The 17745-nt window shown below is 74.4% G+C and carries 11 protein-coding genes; 5 read left to right on the top strand and 6 right to left on the bottom strand.

All coding sequences use genetic code 11. From position 1 onward, the window contains the following. Positions 1-90 precede the first annotated feature (90 nt). The gene (locus ACZ4UB_RS02975; RefSeq protein ID WP_468067868.1) at positions 91-3648 is read right to left on the bottom strand and encodes a S8 family serine peptidase; all 3558 of its coding nucleotides are present in this window, start codon (positions 3646-3648) and stop codon (positions 91-93) included. 172 nt (positions 3649-3820) lie between these two features. On the opposite strand from ACZ4UB_RS02975, the gene ACZ4UB_RS02970 reads away from it, so the two are divergent. Next, positions 3821-5311, top strand: coding sequence for an MFS transporter (locus ACZ4UB_RS02970; RefSeq protein ID WP_468067867.1), 1491 nt, complete (start codon positions 3821-3823; stop codon positions 5309-5311). A 21-nt stretch (positions 5312-5332) separates the two neighbouring features. Here the strand turns inward: ACZ4UB_RS02970 and ACZ4UB_RS02965 are convergent, their stop codons facing one another. Then, positions 5333-7306, bottom strand: a complete 1974-nt coding sequence (locus ACZ4UB_RS02965) for a glycosyl hydrolase family 28-related protein (RefSeq protein WP_468067866.1) — start codon at positions 7304-7306, stop codon at positions 5333-5335. 153 nt (positions 7307-7459) lie between these two features. Here ACZ4UB_RS02965 and ACZ4UB_RS02960 point away from each other — a divergent pair, with 153 nt between their 5' ends. Then, a complete protein-coding gene (locus ACZ4UB_RS02960) occupies positions 7460-8125 on the top strand; it encodes a DUF6629 family protein (protein WP_468068174.1) in 666 nt (221 codons plus the stop codon). Here ACZ4UB_RS02960 and ACZ4UB_RS02955 read toward each other — a convergent pair. The 3 genes from ACZ4UB_RS02955 to ACZ4UB_RS02945 form a co-directional block, all read right to left on the bottom strand. Further along, positions 8089-8217: a DUF6126 family protein gene (locus tag ACZ4UB_RS02955; RefSeq protein ID WP_467956411.1), complete on the bottom strand. Its 129-nt coding sequence runs from the start codon at positions 8215-8217 to the stop codon at positions 8089-8091. The genes ACZ4UB_RS02960 and ACZ4UB_RS02955 overlap by 37 nt on opposite strands. Positions 8218-8343: 126 nt before the next feature. Next, positions 8344-9000 (bottom strand): helix-turn-helix domain-containing protein, encoded by a 657-nt coding sequence (locus tag ACZ4UB_RS02950; RefSeq protein ID WP_468067864.1) that lies wholly within the window; start codon positions 8998-9000, stop codon positions 8344-8346. Between the two features lie 75 nt (positions 9001-9075). Further along, positions 9076-10632 (bottom strand): ATP-dependent DNA ligase, encoded by a 1557-nt coding sequence (locus ACZ4UB_RS02945; protein ID WP_468067863.1) that lies wholly within the window; start codon positions 10630-10632, stop codon positions 9076-9078. Positions 10633-10763: 131 nt separating this feature from the next. Between ACZ4UB_RS02945 and ACZ4UB_RS02940 the strand changes: the two genes are divergently transcribed. After that, positions 10764-13520, top strand: a complete 2757-nt coding sequence (locus ACZ4UB_RS02940; protein ID WP_468067862.1) for an alpha/beta fold hydrolase — start codon at positions 10764-10766, stop codon at positions 13518-13520. Beyond that, positions 13517-14380 (top strand): ABC transporter permease, encoded by an 864-nt coding sequence (locus tag ACZ4UB_RS02935; protein ID WP_468067860.1) that lies wholly within the window; start codon positions 13517-13519, stop codon positions 14378-14380. Before ACZ4UB_RS02940 ends, ACZ4UB_RS02935 begins: the two co-directional genes overlap by 4 nt. A 167-nt stretch (positions 14381-14547) precedes the next feature. Here the strand turns inward: ACZ4UB_RS02935 and ACZ4UB_RS02930 are convergent, their stop codons facing one another. Then, on the bottom strand, positions 14548-16362 hold the full coding sequence (locus tag ACZ4UB_RS02930) for a glycoside hydrolase family 35 protein (protein ID WP_468067859.1): 1815 nt from the start codon (positions 16360-16362) through the stop codon (positions 14548-14550). A gap of 187 nt (positions 16363-16549) precedes the next feature. Between ACZ4UB_RS02930 and ACZ4UB_RS02925 the strand changes: the two genes are divergently transcribed. Then, positions 16550-17713, top strand: coding sequence for a substrate-binding domain-containing protein (locus ACZ4UB_RS02925; RefSeq protein WP_468067858.1), 1164 nt, complete (start codon positions 16550-16552; stop codon positions 17711-17713). The last annotated feature ends 32 nt before the right edge of the window (positions 17714-17745 follow it).

Raw genomic sequence — 17745 nt, 5'->3', positions numbered from 1 at the left:
CACCTCCCCCCCCTCTCTCTCGGCCCCCCACCACCCCCCCCCCCGGGGCGCTGGGCCCCCCCCCCCCCCCCCCCCCCCCCGCCGTGCGGCTCAGCCCTTGTCGGGCCGGTCGGTGACCCGCAGGGTGTTCAGCAGCGGCTTGCCGAAGCCGCTGTGCGTGACGAAGCGGATGTTGAGGGCTCCGTCGGTGACCGTGACCGTGTAGCTGCGGGTCAGGGCCGTGTAGGTGCCCGCCTCCAGGGCGATGTCCAGCGAGGGCAGGACCTGGACGCCCTCGGCCAGGACGTCGAAGACGCGCTTGTCGGGCCGGGTGTTGGACAGTTCGGCGAAGCCGAGCTCCACCGTGTAGGTGCCGTTGGGCACGTTGTCGAAGCGGTACTCGTACATCCCCTCGCGGGCGGTGCGGAACAGCCGCTGGTCGTCCGTGGAGAGGATGGCGTGCCCGGTGGACTTCACCGTCGAGGCGCCCTGGTAGCCGTAGGACCCGGCGGTGTACTTGCGGTCCGGGGACCAGGTGTCGCCGAGCGAGTCCGTGGCCGCGTAGTCGGAACCCGCGTCCAGCGCCGCCTGGTAACGGGGCACGATCACCTTGACGGGCACGGTCAGCACCGGGGTGCGGCCGCTGCCCGAGGTGATCTTCAGGTCCGCGCTCAGCACCGTGCCGGGGGCCAGGCCCGTGGTGTCCACGGTGAGGGCGAGGGCCGCCTTCGCCCCGGTCGGCAGGTCGCCGGCGCCCGGGGTGACGCTCAGCCAGGCCGCGTCCTCGGACACCGTGAAGGCGGTGCCCAGCCCCGGGTTGGTGAGGTCGAGGGTGCGGGTGCGCTTCTGCTCCGGCGGGACGACGACCTCGACGGTCGCCTTGGCCGGGGTGACCCGGGCCGTGCGCAGCGAGCGGCTGAGGGCGGTGACGTCGGCCGCCTTGACGTCCACGGTCGCCTGGGCGCCCTCGTACGACGGGGCCGTCAGGGTGACGGCGGCCGCGCCGGACGGGCTCTGGACGACGTAGCCGCCGTCCGCTCCGGTGGTCGCGGTCACGGCCGCGGCCCCGGCGCCGACGGTCACGGTCGCGCCCGCGACCCCGTTGCCGTCGTTGGCGTCGAGCACCCGCCCGGCCACCACCCCGCTCCTGGTGGTGCGGAAGGCGACGGAGAGGCCGTCGGTGATGCCCGCCGTGTTGTAGGAGTACCTGAAGGCGTCCGTGCCGGCGGCGTTCTCCACACCGATGGTGGCGCTGGAGCCGCCCTTGATCCCGGCGCCGCCGGTGTTCTTGTAGGCGTAGGTCACCTGGCCGTCCTCACCGATGGCCGCGGAGAACGAGAACTTGTCGGCCTGCGCCGACCAGTGCGCGACGTCCCGCCATTCGATGACGTAGGCCCGGTGCGGCGCCGTGCCGGTGACCGCGGTGAAGACGCCCGAGCCGGTGCCCGCGGCGCCGACGACCAGGTCGTCCCAGAAGGGGTAGAGCGCGGCGTTCGGCGCGGCGGCGCTCGGGATGTCCCCGTTGATGTCGCTGGTGTTGTTGCCGCCGAAGCTGACGGTTCCGTTGGTGCCGACCCAGGCCTGCCCGTACGTCTTGCCGTACAGCGGCAGCGGGAAGGGCAGGTCGACCCGCTCGGTGGTGTTGTCCCCGGTCAGCGCGAGCTGACGGTCGCCGGCCGCGTAGGGGCGGCCGTTCGCCGCGGCGCAGGCGTAGCCGTAGGTGTCGGTCCGCTCGGGGAGGTTGACCGTCACCGTGGTGTCACCGGCGACGGTGACCCGGCTGGCGCCCCCGGTGAGGCAGCGCGAGGAGTGGGTCGCGTTCACGTCGTACGTTCCGTTCGGCAGGGTGACCTCGAAGCGGCCCTGGCCGTCGGCGGTCGCGGTCACCGGGGTGTCCGCGATGGTGACGGTGGCGCCCGCGGCGGGTCCGGCCGCGGAGGTGACGGTGCCGGTCAGCTTGCCGGAGGCGGCCTGGCTGAGGGTGAAGTCGCTGGTGACGGTGGTGCTCGCGGTGACCTTGGCGGTGGCGGTGGCCTGGCCGAAGCCGAACTTCGCGGCGGTCAGGGCGTAGTCGCCGACGCTGAGCGAGGGGAAGCCGTAGCTGCCGTCGGCCGCGGTGGTCGCCGTGCGGTCGATCGGTCCGTGCGCGGTGACCTTCACGCCGGCGACGGGCCGGCCGTCGTCGGTGCGGACGGTGCCCGCCAGCGCGCCGACCTCGCCGCGCGGGGCGGCCTGGACGGCGGCCAGGGCGTCGAGCCGGCCCTCGCCGAAGACGTTGTTGTCGGCGGCGTTGCCGCCGCAGGTGGTGTCGCCGGTGTCCTGGGCGGCGCCGTCGAGCAGGGCCTCGGTCTGCGCGACGTCGCCTTCGAGGGCGGGCGCGGCGGACCACATCAGGGCGACGGTGGCCGCGGTGTGCGGGGAGGCCATGGAGGTGCCGGAGAAGGCTTCGTAGGTGCCGCCGGGGACCGAGGAGCGGATGTTGACCCCGGGGGCGGATAGGTTGGGCTTGACGATGCCGCCGGGGCCCGCGCCGCGCGAGGAGAACGACGCGATGGCGTTGTTGATGTCGAAGGCGCCGGAGCTGTAGGAGTGCGCGTAGTCGCCGGGCGATCCGCTGGTGGCGCAGGCGGGGCCGGAGTTCCCGTTGGAGAAGGCGGGGAAGATGCCCGCCGCGCGCCAGGTGTCGACGATCTGCTGGTACCAGTCGTCGTGCGCCGCGCTGCCCCACGAGTTGTTGACGATGTCCGGGGCGAGGTCGGGCCGCGGGTTGTGCCCGTTCAGGTCGGTCGGGGCCACCACCCACTGGCCGGCGGCCAGCAGGGAGGCCTCGGAGCAGGAGTTGCTCTCGCAGCCCTTGGCGGCGATCCACTTCGCGCCGGGCGCCACGCCGATCTTGTTGGCGCCGCCGTCGTCGCCGACCATCGTGCCCATGGTGTGGGTGCCGTGGTCGTTGTTGTCGCAGGGGGCCGCGGTGGTGCAGATCCCGGCCGGGTCGTACCAGTTGTAGTTGTGGTCGTAGCCGCCGTCGGCGGCCCGGCCGCGGTACTGGTTGGCCACGGCGGGGTGGGTGTAGTCCACGCCGCTGTCGATGTTGGCGATGACGATGCCCTCGCCGCGTACGCCGAACTGGCTCCAGACCTGCGGGGCCTTGATCCGGTCGATGTTCCATTCGACGGCGTCGGCGGCGGCCTTCTCCCGGTTGCCCGCGGCGGGCTTGGGAATGGCGACCTTGTCGTCGGCGTCGATCCGGGAGACCTCGGGGCGCTGGGCGAGGGTGCCCGCGAGTTTCTCGCCGCCGACGACGCGCACGGCGTTGACGATCCAGTACGAGGTGTACTCGGCCCGGGCGCCGTCGAGGGCCTTGAGCAGCTCCGCCTGGGTCCGGGCGGCGTGTTCCTTCTTGGCCTTGAGCACCGCCTCGGCCTTGCCCGTGCGGGTGGGCTGCTCGCCGGCGGCGGTCAGGTCGGCGGCGCTGTCGAGGTAGACCCAGAAGGCGGTCTTGCCGCCGTCGAGCTGGGTGCGGAGCGCGGGTTCGATCTTCCGCTCGGCCGCGCCCTTCGGCGGGCCGGGCTCGGAGGCGGCGGCTGCGGCGCCGGCGCCGAGCGGGAGGAGCAGGATCGAGGTGAGCGCGGCGAGTGCCGCGCGTAAGGGCCTGTTCGGCTGTGCCACGTGTGGTCTCCTCGTACGACGTGTGCAGGTGTGTGCAGGTTGTGCGCGAAGGACGTGCGTGACGTGCGCGGGTCATGGTGATCCGGCCGACATGTCCATTACAAGGGAGTGTTTTGCGCCGCTCCGGGCCGCCGGGTGGCCTGGAGGGACCCGCCGGGTGAGCCTGGGAGACATGGACACGGACGAAGTGGCCGGTGTGCGCCTCGCTTCCGCGCGGGGCCGGTGGATCCTGCTCGCCACGGTGCTCGGCTCGTCCATGGCCCTGCTGGACTCCACCGTCGTCAACGTCGCCCTGCCCCGGATCGGGCAGGACCTCGGCGCGGACCTGGCCGTGCTCCAGTGGACCGTCAACGCCTACCTGCTCACCCTCGCGGGGCTGATCCTGGTCGGCGGAGCGCTCGGCGACCGCTACGGCCGCCGGCGCGTCTTCGTCCTCGGCGTGGCGTGGTTCGCCGTCGGCTCACTGCTGTGCGGGATCGCCCCGAACGCGGGCGTGCTGATCGCCGCCCGCGCCCTCCAGGGCATCGGCGGGGCGTTGCTCACCCCCGGATCGCTCGCGCTGATCCAGGGCTCGCTGCATCCGGACGACCGGGCGCGGGCCGTCGGCCTGTGGTCCGGCTTCGGCGGGGTCGGCGCGGCCGTGGGGCCCTTCGTCGGCGGGTGGCTGGTCGACGGGCCGGGCTGGCGCTGGGTGTTCCTGCTGAACGTGCCGGTCGCCGCGCTCTGCGTGCCGGTGGCGCTGCGACACGTACCGGAATCGAAGGATCCACACGCGCACGGGCGGTTCGACGTGGCCGGGGCGGTGCTGGGCGCGGCCGCGCTGGCGCTGGTGACCTACGCCCTGATCGAGGCCCGGTCGGGCTCCGCCCTGGTGGTGGTGGCCGCGGTGGCCGGCGTGGCGCTGGCCGTGGCCTTCGTCCTGCTGGAGCGGCGGCGGGCGGACCCGATGGTGCCGCCGGGGATCTTCGCCTCGCGCCAGTTCACCGCCGTCAACCTGGTGACCTTGTGCGTGTACGCGGCCTTCGGCGGCTTCTTCTTCCTCTCCGTGCTCCAGCTCCAGGTGGTCGCCGGGTACTCGGCGCTGGCCGCGGGGGCCGCGCTGCTGCCGACGACCGCGCTGATGCTGCTGCTGTCGGCCCGCTCCGGGGAGCTGGGCGAGCGGATCGGGCCGCGGATCCCGCTGACGGTGGGGCCGCTGCTGTGCGCCACGGGGATGCTGCTGATGCTGCGGGTGGGTCCGGGGGCCTCGTACCCGCTGGACGTGCTGCCCGCGCTGCTGGTGCTCGGGGCGGGGATGGTCACGCTGGTGGCCCCGCTGACCGCGACGGTGCTGGCCTCCGTGGACCCGGGCCGGGCGGGCCTGGCCAGCGGGATCAACAACGCCGCGGCCCGGGCGGCCGGCCTGCTGGCCGTGGCGGCCCTGCCGCTGCTGGCCGGGATGGGGCCGGACGCCTACCGCTCGGCCGAGCGGTTCGGCGCCGCTTTCGACCGGGCGATGCCCTGGTGCGCGGGGGTGCTGGTGCTCGGCGCCCTGGTCGCGTGGGCGACCGTACGCTCCCCCGCGCCCGGGGCGGTCCGACCGCAGTGCCACACGCAGTGCGCGATGACCGCTCCGCCGCTCGAATCCCCCGCGGCGGCGGACCGGCCGGACCCGCCGGCCTGAGGCGTCACCCGCCGGCCGGGCTCACCACCGGGAGGGGGCCGGCGGCGCCACCACCGGCGGGCGGTCGTCGCAGGTGAGCGTGTTGGGCAGCTCCCAGGGAGCGAGCCAGGGCCCGGTGGTACCGCCGCCGTCATTGCCGCCGAGGTCGGTCAGGGAGAACTCCGACCCGGTGGCGGGGAAGTGGAAGGAACCGCAGTTGTTGACGCCGACCGCCCCCACGTTGCGGGCGTCGACGTTCTCGAAGGTCGCGGAACCGGCCGAGCGGGCACTGACCACCGAGGTACCGGTGCCGTCCACCCGGATGTCCTCGAAGTGCACGTTGTCGATCCGGTAGGCGTCCTTCACCGGCCAGTCGCTGACCAGCATGATCGCGTTGTAGGTGCTGTCGAGGAAGGAGTTCCCGGTGACCCGGACGTCCGCCCGGTCGATGCTCCGGTCCAGCGCGTAGAACCAGATCGCGCCGAGGCCGATGTTCCAGTTGAGCTCGTAGGTGCCGGCGCGCACGGTGGTGTTGCCGCTGATCCGCAGCTCCCCGGTGAAGGGTTGCGCGCCGAAGCGGGATCCGACGTGCAGGGCGCTGCCCTCGCGGACGGGGTCGGCGATCAGGTTGTCGGCGATCGTGGTGTCGGCGCCGCCGTAGACCGCGATCCCGTTGGCCAGGGTCGGGCTCTGCACCGTGTTGTGGGAGAAGGTGTCGCGGGCGTCGGCGGTCTTCTCCGACCACAGCGCGAGGCCGTCGTCACCGGTGTTGCGGACGACGTTGTCCTGGACCAGGGAGTCCGTGACCCCGGTGTGGAGGTTGAGGCCGTCGGCGATCTGGTCGGCGATGACGTTGCGGGTGACCTTCAGGCCGCTCATCGGGCCGTCGAACCAGAGGCCGACCTTGGTGTGGTGGACGTACAGGCCGTCGACGGTGGAGTCGCTCATGGCCCCGCCGACGCCGTTCACCTGGTCGGTGTCGACCCGTTCGCGCACGTCGCCCTCGATGGCGAAGTCGCGGAGGTGGACGCCCCTGCTGCCGCCGGCCGCGGCGTCCTTGCCGTAGAACCCGACGCCCTTGCCCTTGACCACGGTCCACCAGCTGCCGGCGCCCGTGATGGTCACGTCGTCGACGACGAGGTGCCGGTTGACCTGGTAGGTACCGGGCGGCAGGTGGACGGGGACGTGGTGGCGGCGGGCGAAGACGACCGCCCGGTCGATGGCGTCGGCGGAATCGCGGCGGCCGGTCGGATCGGCCCCGAACAGCAGCGCGTTGGCGGGGGTCGCCGTCGGCCGGGGCGCGCCGACCAGCTGCGAGTCGAGCAGGTCGATCACGGTCCAGGCCGCCGCGCTGTCCGCGGGGACAGTGAGCCGGACCGTGTCCCCCGCGCGGTGGGCGCGACCGAGCAGCAGCCGCTGCTCGTCGTACATGTGGTGCGGCCGGAACGGCTTGGCGATGACGGGCGCGGGGGTGGTCGCGGCCGGGACGCACCCGCACTCGGTGATCCACCAGTCGCGGTGGAGCAGGTCCCCCTGCGGGTCGTCACTGAAGGGGTACTGGTTGTACAACCAGGAGTACTGCGAGGTCAGCGTCATGGAACGGCGGTTCTTGCCGTTGACGGTGACGTCGAGCGGGGCCGTGATGCCGCCGCCCGCCGGAGCGTCGGGAAGGCTGTAGCGCACGGTGATCGCGTCGGCCGCGGCGGGCAGGGTGAACTCCACGTACCGGCCCGGCGCCAGTTTCACCGCCTTGCGGCCGGAGGCCTCGGCGGGCAGGGCGTAGGCGGAGCGGTCGGGGCCGATGACCGAGCCGTCGGTCACCGCGTTCTCCGCCTCCTGCTCGACGAAGTCCACGCGGGCGCCGCGGCCCTGGACGAGGGCGGGATCGAGGGCGGCCCGGGTGACCACCGGGGCCGCGGCGGGGGCGCCCGGCGCCGCGGGCGCCGCCGGTGCACCGATGCCGAGCGCGCAAGCGGTGAGCGCCGCCAGCACGGCGGCCGTTCTGCTTCGTGACATGGCCGGACAGTAGGGCGCGGCTCGCCACCACAGCAATACTCCTGCCAAGAATCTTCTATCCCTTGTCGGATTCTTGCGGAGATCTGTGCTGTGGCGGACTCACGGAACGGCTCGTACCGTGGAGTTCCTTGCCCTTCCTGCGTGGGGAGCCCCATGTGCTGGAGCGCGACGGCCGACCTGGCCGCCGGTACGGCGATCACCGCCGTCGGGCTGGTCTGCGTGGCACGCACGCGCCGGGCCCGCGACCTTCCCCTCGCCGCGCTGCCGCTTCTGCTGGGCGGCCATCAGTTGGTGGAGGCCGCCCTCTGGAACTCCGGTGGCGGCCGCGGCCCGGCCGCCACCGCCTGGGCCGTGATCGCCCTGCCGCTGCTGGCCGCGTGGGTGCCGTGGGGCGTGCTCCTCGCCGCGGGCCCGGCGGCGGACCCGGCGGTGCGGCGGCGGCTGCTGGTGCCGGCCGCCGCGGGGACGGCCACCTCGGGATTCCTGGCGTACTGCCTGGCCACGCGCCCGGTAACCGCAGAGATCCGCGGCCACGTCGTCGGCTACGGGGTGAGCGTGCCGTACCTCCCGCTCGTGCTCGCGGGCTACCTCGTCGCCACCCTCGGGCCCTTGCTGCTGGCCGGCGACCGGCTGCTCCGGGTGCTCGGGGTGGTGATGGCCGCCGGGGCGGCGTTCTGCGCGCTGGTGTGGCGCCTGGAGTTCGCCTCCACGTGGTGCGCCTTCGCCGCGGTCGCGTCCCTGCTGGTGCTGGGCTGGGTGCGCCGGGACGCGGGCGGCCGCGGTCACTGGTTCTTGGCGCCCAGGACGAACAGCAGGTAGACGAAGAAGGCGAAGAGGTGGCCGACGAACAGGTAGACGGTCAGCCGGATGATCAGGCCGCGCGGGAACTTCGACTCGATGCGCTTGCGCACGGTCGCCTCCGGCGCGATCTCGACCTCTGCCCCGGCCTCGGCTTCGGCCTCCGACGCCTGCGACACCTGGGACGCGAGCTCTGCTGACACGTTCTCTCCTCGGGACACGGTGCGACTCCTCTGCTCTCAGTGGTGCGTGGTGGCCGCGCCGCCGAGGCACAGCCCGGCGAGGCTGCTCTGCAGCAGGGTGTGGACGAACAGCAGATCGGCCCCGCCCTCGGTGGCCGCGCCGATCCGGTGCGGGGTGAGCGAATCGAAATGGGCGCTGTCCCCGGGCTCCAGCACGTGCCGGGTCTCCCCCAGGTACAGCCGCAGCCGCCCCTTGAGGACGTACAGCCACTCCTCGCCGGGGTGTACGCGCACCAGCTCGCCCTGCTCGCGGGCGTACGGCACGTGCACCCGCAGCGCCTGCATCCCGCGCCCCGAACCCCCCGCCTGCCAGTACGTCCAGCCGTCGGCCTCGCGGGCGCCCGGCCCGCCGGCCCGTACGATGGGGTCGGCGACCGCCGGGGTCTCCCCGAGCAGTTCCGAGACCGTCGTGGCGTAGGTGCGGGCGAGTTCCAGCAGCAGCGGCAGCGAAGGCTGGCGGCGGCCGGTCTCCAGGCGGGACAGGTGGGCGGGCGAGAGCCCGGCCCGCGCGGCGGCGGCCTCCAGGGTCAGCCCGGCACGGCGGCGCAGTTCGCGCAGCTGGGGGGCGACGGTGGTGGACGGCTCCGCGGGAGCGCCGAGCTCCGCGTCAGCGGGGCCGGAGGGGCCGGAGGCAGGTCCGGGACCGGGGTTCATGCCCCGATTGAGCCAGAAACTTACCCGAGTGGCAATTCTCTTGCCTCAGAGGCAAAGCGCCTTCGTCGTCACCCGTCAGTCCGCCGCGCCCGCTCCCGTGGTCCCCACCCCCCGCGCCAGCACGTGCTCCAGCGTGTCCGCCTGCGCCGCGGACTTGTCCGGGCGGTAACGGACCACCCGCGCGAAGCGCAGCGCCACCCCGCCCGGATAGCGCGGGGACCGCTGGAGTCCGTCGTAGGCGATCTCCACCACCAGCTCGGGGCGGACCCGTACGGTGTGGCCGTCGTCCTCGACGGCCAGCTCGCCCAGCCGCGCGGTCTGCCAGCGCAGCAGTTCGTCCGTGAGCCCCTTGAAGGTCTTGCCCAGCATCACGTGCGTCCCGTCGGCGGCCCGCGCGCCCAGGTGCAGGTTCGACAGCAGGCCGGTGCGCCGGCCGTGGCCGCGTTCCACGGCGAGCACCACCAGGTCGAGCGTGTGCACCGGCTTCACCTTCAGCCAGTGTTTGCCGCGCCGCCCGGCCGCGTAGACCGAATCGAGCCCCTTCACCATCACCCCCTCGTGCCCCCGCGCCAGGGCCGCGGACCAGAAGGCGGCGGCGTCCGCGCCCGCCGCCACCGGGTCCTCGACCACCAGGCGCCGCACCCGCGCGCCCTCGGGCACCAGGGCGGCCAGCGCCGCGTGCCGCTCGCGCACCGGAAGGTCCAGCAACGCCTCCCCCTCGACGGCGAGCAGATCGAAGAAGACGGGGGTCAGCGGCAGCGCCAGGCGGGCGGCGGCCACGTCCGTCCGCGAACCGACCCGGCTGGCCACCTCCTGGAAGGGCACCGGCCGCCCGTCCGCGCCGAGCGCGATCACCTCTCCGTCCAGGACGAACCGGTCCCCCGGGAGCGATCGGGCCAGCTCCACCACCTCGGGCAGCCGATCGGTGATCTCGTCCAGCGACCGGGTGTACACGCCCACCGCGTCCCCGTCCCGGTGCACCTGCACCCGGATCCCGTCCAGCTTCTCCTCGACCGCGCAGGGCCCGAGCGCCCCCAGCGCCTCGGCCACCGACGCGGCGGTGTTCGCCAGCATCGGCTGTACGGGCCTGCCCACGCGGAGCACGAAGCCGCCCAGCGCCTGCGCGCCCCCGGCCAGCACGGCCCCGGCCACCTCCGGCAAGGACCCGCCCAGCATCACCGCCCGGCGCAGCGCGGTCTGCGCCACCCCCGCGGCCTCGGCTACCGCGGCCAGCGCCACGGCGTCCAGCGCGCCCTGGCGCACCTCCCCGGAGAGCAGGCTGCGCAGGAACCGCTGCTCCTGCTCGGTCGCCGCGCCCAGCAGCTCCGCGAGGATCCGGCGCCGCTCCCCCTGCGCGCCCGCCCCCGCGACCCGGGCCAGGGCGGCCACCGCCTCGTCCACCGCGCGCACGGTCAGCGTGGCCTCCGCGGCGGGCGCGGTCCGCGCGCTCAGCGCCCGCCAGCCGACGCCGGGGCGCCCCTGTGGCAGCCGCCCGGCGAGGTAGGAGATCACCAGGGCGGCCTCGTCGGCGGGAGCGGCCGCGAACAGCTCGGCCAGCAACGCGACCTTCTCCGACCGGGCGGGGGTCCCGGCCACCTCCCGGGATACCCGCGCGACCTCGGCCAGCAGCATGGAGCCATCCTCCCGCGGCCGGGCGTACCGCGCCCGCGGTACGCCGGGCGGGGCGGAGTAGTCCTCAAGGAGGTACGGAGGTCCGCCCGTGGGCGCCCCGGCCGGGGCGCCCGGGCGATTAGGGTCTCCGTATGAAGCTCCGACTCCCCCGGCGCCGCAGAAGCCGCCTGCTCGCGGGCGCCGCCGCGCTCGCCGTCGTGGCGGGGGCCGGTACCTGGACCGCCGCGGCCTCGGCCGACGGCGCGCCGGCCGTGCACCGCCAGGACCGCATGGTCGACATGCCCGGCGCCGCGATCGACACCTCCTACTTCACCGCCGGGGGCGGGGAGAAGCGCCCCGCCGTGCTGCTCGCCCACGGCTTCGGCGGCAGCAAGGACGACGTCCGGGACCAGGCCGAGCAGTTGGCCCGCGACGGGTACGCCGTGCTGACCTGGTCGGCCCGCGGCTTCGGCCGGTCCGGCGGCAAGATCGGCCTCAACGATCCCGACCACGAGGTCAAGGACGTCTCCCGGCTCATCGACTGGCTCGCCACCCGGCCCGAGGTCCGACTCGACGGGGCCGGGGACCCGCGCGTGGGCGTGACCGGCGCCTCGTACGGCGGCGCGATCTCGCTGCTCGCGGCCGGCTACGACCACCGGGTGGACGCGATCGCCCCGGAGATCACCTACTGGAGCCTCGCGGACTCCCTCTTCCCGAACGACGTCTTCAAGAAGCTCTGGGCCGGGGTGTTCTTCACGACCGGTTCCGCGAACGGCGTGCAGCCCGGCGGCGCCCCCGGTGCGGGAGGTGCGGGCGGCGCGGGCGGTGCCGGTGGACCGGTGGATCCCCTCGCCGCCCCCGGCTGCGGGCGCTTCCAGCCGGAGTTGTGCGCGATGTACGAACGGGTGGCGGTGGCGGGCAAACCCGACCAGCAGGCCCGCGAGCTGCTGGAACGCCGCAGCCCGGCCGCGGTCGGGGACCGGATCGGGGCACCCGCGCTGATCGTGCAGGGGCAGGCCGATTCCCTCTTCCCGCTGGGCCAGGCCGACGCCATGGCCACAGCGCTCGCGAAGAACGGGGCGCCCGTCGCGGTGGACTGGGCCGCGGGCGGCCACGACGGCGGGATGTCGGAGGAGGACCGCGTCCGGGGCCGGGTCACCGCCTGGTTCGACCGCTACCTCAAGCAGGACGCGACCGTGGACACCGGCCCGCTGTTCCGGGTGTCGCGCACCGGAGGGATCGACTCCACCGACGGCAAGGTGAAGCTGCGCGGCGCCTTCGACGACCACTACCCGGGGCTCGTGTCCGACGGGCGGAAGATCGCCCTGACCGGCACCGAGCAGACCTTCGCCAACCCGGCGGGCGGCGCGCCCCCCGCCCTCTCCTCGCTGCCGGGGATCGGCGGCCAGCTCGCCGGGCTCGGCGCGAGCTTCGCCCTCGACTTCCCCGGGCAGTACGCGAGCTTCGAGTCGAAGCCGGTGGAGCGGGAACTGCGCATCACCGGCACGCCGACCGTCACCCTCAAGGTGAGGTCGAGCGCCGCGGACGGCTCGGCCGTCCTCTTCGGCAAGGTGTACGACGTCGGACCTGACGGGCGCCAGCAGGTGCTGCCCAGCCAGCTGGTCGCACCCGTCCGGGTGGAGAACGCCGCTCAGGGCGCCGAGGTGAAGCTGGCGCTCCCCGCCGTGGACTACGGCGTCCAGCCCGGCCACCGGCTGCGCCTGGTGGTCGCCGCGACCGACCTGGGGTACGCCACGCCGGCGGCCCCGGCGACGTACACCGTCTCCACCGGTGACGGGATCCTCACCGTGCCGGTCGCCGACGACGTGCGCACCGCCTCGGCCGGGCTGCCCGCCTGGACCTGGGGGCTGCCGCTCGGCGCGGCCGTACTGGCCGCCGCGCTCCTGGGCTTCCGCCGGCGCGGCAGCGGCTCCGGGGCGGGCGTCCCCGGCGGTGACGCGCCCGGCGGGCCGGAGCACGAGGCCGCGCTGGACGGCGTACCGCTCCAGATCACCGGACTGACCAAGCGGTACGCGAAGGCGCAGGACCGCTACGCGGTCCGCGACCTGTCCATGCGGGTCGAGAAGGGCCAGGTCCTCGGGCTGCTCGGTCCCAACGGCGCCGGCAAGACCACCACGCTGCGCATGCTGATGGGGCTGATCACCCCGGACGCGGGCGAGATCCGGGTCTTCGGGCACGCCGTGCGCGCAGGGGCCCCGGTGCTCTCGCGGGTCGGCGCCTTCGTCGAGGGCGCGGGCTTCCTGCCGCACCTGTCGGGCCGCGCCAACCTGGAGCTGTACTGGCAGGCCACCGGCCGGCCGACCGCGGACTCCCACATGGACGAGGCCCTGGAGATCGCCGGGCTCGGCGACGCGCTGGAGCGCGCGGTGCGCACGTACTCGCAGGGCATGCGGCAGCGCCTCGCCATCGCGCAGGCCATGCTCGGCATGCCGGACCTGCTGATCCTCGACGAGCCGACCAACGGTCTGGATCCGCCGCAGATCCGCGAGATGCGCGACGTGATGATCCGCTACGCGGCGGCCGGTCGGACCGTGATCGTCTCCAGTCACCTGCTGTCGGAGGTCGAGCAGACCTGTACGCACCTGGTGGTCATGGACCGCGGACGGCTGGTCCAGGCCGGACCGGTGGCCGAGATCACCGGTGGCGGGGACACCCTGTTGGTGACCCTGGCCGGGCCGGTCGCCGACGCGGCCGTCGAGAAGGTGGCGGCCCTGGAGGGCGTGGAGTCCGTGGTGGCGGCCGAGGACGGCCTGCTCGTCCGGTTGGACGGCGCCACCGCCACCCAGCTCATCGCCGAACTCGTCCGGCTGGAGGTGCCGGTGAGCGGAGTGGGGCCGCACCGGCGGCTGGAGGACGCGTTCTTGACCCTGATCGGAGGTCCGGCGTGAGCGCCGTACAGGAAGTGGCTCCCGGGTACCAGGCGAGCCGGACGCTGCCGCTGCGGGTCGAGGCCCTGCGGCAGTGGCGCAGGCGCCGCACGCTGGTGATGGGCGGGGTGCTGGCCGCACTGCCCTTCATCATGATCATCGCGTTCGCGGTGGGCGGCTCCCAGGACGGCGGCGGGGGCCGGGACGGCCGGATCACCCTGATCGACACGGCCACCGCGTCCGGCGCGAACTTCGCGGCGACCTGCCTCTTCGTCTCGGCGGGCTTCCTGCTGGTGGTCCCGGTCGCCCTCTTCTGCGGGGACACGATCGCCTCGGAGGCCAGCTGGTCCTCGCTGCGCTACCTGCTCGCCTCGCCGGTGCCCCGGGCCCGGCTGCTGTGGAGCAAGCTGGTGGTGGCTCTCGGCTTCAGCCTGGCGGCGATGGTGCTGCTGCCGGTGGTGGCGCTGGCGGCGGGCACCGCGGCCTACGGGTGGGGACCGCTGAAGCTGCCGACCGGCGGCGAGCTGCCGGCCGGGGAGACGCTGCCGCGCCTCGCCCTGGTGGTCGCCTTCGTCTTCGTCTCGCAACTGGTCACGGCCGGTCTGGCGTTCTGGCTCTCGACCCGGACGGACGCGCCGCTGGGCGCGGTCGGCGGGGCGGTCGGGCTGACCATCGTCGGCAACGTCCTGGACGCGGTGACCGCCCTCGGGTCGTGGCGGGAGTTCCTGCCGGCGCACTGGCAGTTCGCGTGGGCCGACGCCCTCCAGCCGCACCTGGAGTGGGGCGGGATGGTGAAGGGGGCCGCGGTGTCGGTGTCGTACGCGCTGGTGCTCTTCGCCCTGGCCTTCCGGGGGTTCGCCCGCAAGGACATCGTGTCCTGAGACCGCGCCGGCCCGTCCGTCCGCCCACGCGCCGTACGCCGTACGCCGTCTCCCCCGCCCGGGGGGGGGCGGCGTACGGCGTTGCGGGGGCGCCGATCCGGCGACGCGGCCCTGGTCGAAGAGCCCCTCGACCAGGGCGGCGGAGCGACGCGGCCGGCGTGGCCCCCTCACTCCAGGGTGACGACCTTCCGCCGGCCGAGGTCGGGCTCGTCGCGCAGGGGCAGGTCGGCGCCGGGCCGCTCCAGTTCGAGGACGACCACCTCGTTCTCGCCGGCGCGCCAGAGCGGGGCGGGGGCGTAGAGCGTGCGCTGGGGCCCGCGCGGGGTGTCGTAGTGGCCGAGGAGGAAGCCGTTGAGCCAGATCAGGCCGGTGCCCCAGGAGGTGAGGTCGAGGAAGCCGTCGGCGGGCGCCGGGACGGTGAGGGAGAAACGGTGGAAGGCGGGGCCGGGGTCAGGCTCGGGGGACGATGTGGCTCCGGAAGCCGGGGCCGGGGCCGGGGCCGTCCACTCCAAGGCGGTGAGGTCCGTGAGCGGCAGGGGCCGTATCTCCCACTCGAACAGGTGCTGGTGACCGTGGCGCACCCCGCGCCAGATGCCCTTGCGGTCGTCGAGCAGCGGCCCGTAGTTCACCCGGCCCTGGGCGCGGACGAGGACGTCGAGCACCACCCCGGCCTCGCCGACCGGCAGGTCGAGCCCCTCGTCGGGAGCGTTCCGGTCGAGGACGCCGAGCCGCACGCCGTCGGCGAAGACGTACGCGCGGTCGCCGAGGCCGTCGATCCGCACGGGCATGGCGGGGCGGGGCCCGGTGATGGTGGTCCGGTAGTGGATCATCCCGAAGTCCTGGCCGAGCTTCTCCATCGGCTCCGGCGCGGGCCGGCGCACGACCGTGGAGAGCACGTCGAGGTGGGCGGCGAGCGGGGCACGACCCGTCGGGGCGGCGAGCGCGGGCGCCAGCCGCGGCAGCGGCGCCGGTAGCGGGCCCTCGGGCAGCGGGGCGTACTTGCCGATGACCTCGCGGAAGGCGTGGAACTTGGCGGTCAGTTCGCCGGCCTCCCCGATGGGGGCGTCGTAGTCGTAACTGGTGACGGTCGGCTGGTAGCCGGCCTCGCCGGGCCGGGACCCGGTGTGGTTGGCGCCGGCCCAGAAGCCGAAGTTGGTGCCGCCGTGGGCCATGTAGAGGTTGACGGAGGCGCCGGTGGCGAGGAGTTCGTCGAGCGAGGCCGCCACCTCGTCCACGGCGCGGACGTGGTGGTCCTCGCCCCAGTGGTCGAACCAGCCGAGCCAGAACTCCATGGCGGCCAGCGGCCCGGTCCGCTGGTAGCGGCGCAGCACCTCCAGGCGCTCGGTCGGGCGCGCGCCGAAGGTGGCCGTGGCGAGGCGACCGGGGACCGTGCCGCCTTGCAGCATCGCGTCCTCGGGCCCGTCGGCGGTGAACAGCAGGCAGTCCACCCCGCGTTCCAGCAGGGCCCGCTCGACGTGGGCGCGGTAACGGGTGTCGTTGCCGTAGGAGCCGTACTCGTTCTCGATCTGCACGGCGACCACCGGGCCGCCCCGGCTGGTGAGCAGCGGCACCAGTTCGGGGAGCACGAGGTCGAACCAACCGTCCACCTCGGCCTCGAAGCGCGGGTCGGAGCAGCGCAGGTGCAGCCCGTCCTGGGCGAGCAGGCGGGCGGGCAGGCCGCCGAAGTCCCATTCGGCGCAGATGTACGGGCCGGGGCGGACGATGGCGTCGAGGCCGAGGTCCTGGGCGGTGCGCAGGAAGCGGGCGAGGTCGCGGGGGCCCGTGAAGTCGGCCTTGCCGGGGGCGGTCTCGTGGAAGTTCCAGGGGACGTAGGTGTCCACGGTGTTGACGCCGAGGGCGCGCAGCCGGGTGAGCCGGTCCTCCCACAGGTCCGGGTGGACCCGGAAGTAGTGCAGGGCTCCGGAGATGACGCGGTGGGGCCGGCCTGCGCGCCGGAATCCGTCCTGGTCGTGCGTGAGCATGCGCTGACTCCCGTGCCGTGCGGTGCGAGGGGTGCCGGACGAGGCCGAATATATGAACGCGGCCCGCACGCCGTCAATGTCGAGTTGATCGGAAACGATCGAATCGATCGTTTCGGCGCTCCCTGTTCACTATGCTGACGGGAGAGCACGAGAACGCCGACCACCACCCACGCCCCAGGGGGACCCGTTGAGACCACATGTAGACCAGCGCCAGGCGCAGGTGCTCGCGCTCGTCCGGGCCCGGGGCAGCGTGCGGGTGACCGACGCGGCCCGGGAACTGGGCGTCTCCCCCGTCACGCTGCGGCGGGACGTCGAGGCGATGGCCGCCCGGGGGGAGATCCAGCGGCTGCACGGGACGATCAGCCGGGTCGAGCGCGCGGCGCCGGGGGGCACGGGTCCGGAGCGGGCGGCGGAGTCCGGCGTACGGGGCGCGGCGGGCCCGTCCGGGCCGGGCGGCGGCGCGGGTCTGGTGGTGGGCATGGTCGTGCCGACCACCGAGTACTACTACGCGGAGGTGGTGCGCGGGGCGCGCGAGGTGGTCGAGGCGCGGGGCGCGCGGCTGACCGTGGGGCTGACCCGGTACCTGCCGGGCGAGGACCGGACGCAGGCGGACCGGCTCCTGTCGACGGGTGCGGACGGGCTCCTGCTGACCCCGAACTGGGACACCGGCTCGCCGGGGCCCGGCGAGGGGGCGTGGACCGCCGAGCTGCCGGTTCCCACCGTCCTGGTCGAGCGCTGGGCCCCGCCCGGACATCCGGCGGCCGCGCTGGACCGGGTGGTGTCGGACCACGCGCACGGCGCTGCGCGGGCCGTGCAGCACCTGGTCGAGCTGGGGCACCGGCGGATCGCGCTGGCCTGCCAGGAGACGCCGACGAGCGCGCGGCTGCGGGCCGGGTACGAGGCGGCCGTCACGGCGCTGGGCCTGGAACCGGCGCCGCCGTGGCCACCGGTCGGACCGGGTGCGACGCCGGTCGCGGAACTGTCGGTGGCCGACCGCTTCGCGCGGACGCTGGAGTACCTGTGCGCGGCGGTGTCGGGGGGCGGGGCCGCGGGCGGGGTCACGGCGGCGCTGATCCACAGCGACACCGACGCGATCATGTTGATCCCCCGGCTCCAGGCGCGGGGCGTGCGGGTGCCGGAGGACCTGGCGGTGATCACGTACGACGACGAGGTGGCGGGGCTGGCGGACGTACCGCTCTCGGCCGTCGCCCCGGCCAAGCGGGAGGTCGGCGCGCGGGCGGCGGAGCTGCTGCTGGACCGGCTGTCCGGGGCCGACGGGGCGGCGTACGGGACCCAGGGCGGCCCGCGTCAGCACCTGGAACTGCTCCCCCGACTGACCATCCGCTCATAAAGGACAGGATTGACTGATTGTTTCGATCGAAT

It is taken from the genome of Streptomyces sp. NPDC028419 (assembly GCF_055565515.1).
Note: the sequence above shows the minus strand (reverse complement) of the source record. Positions and strands in the feature narration are given on the sequence as shown.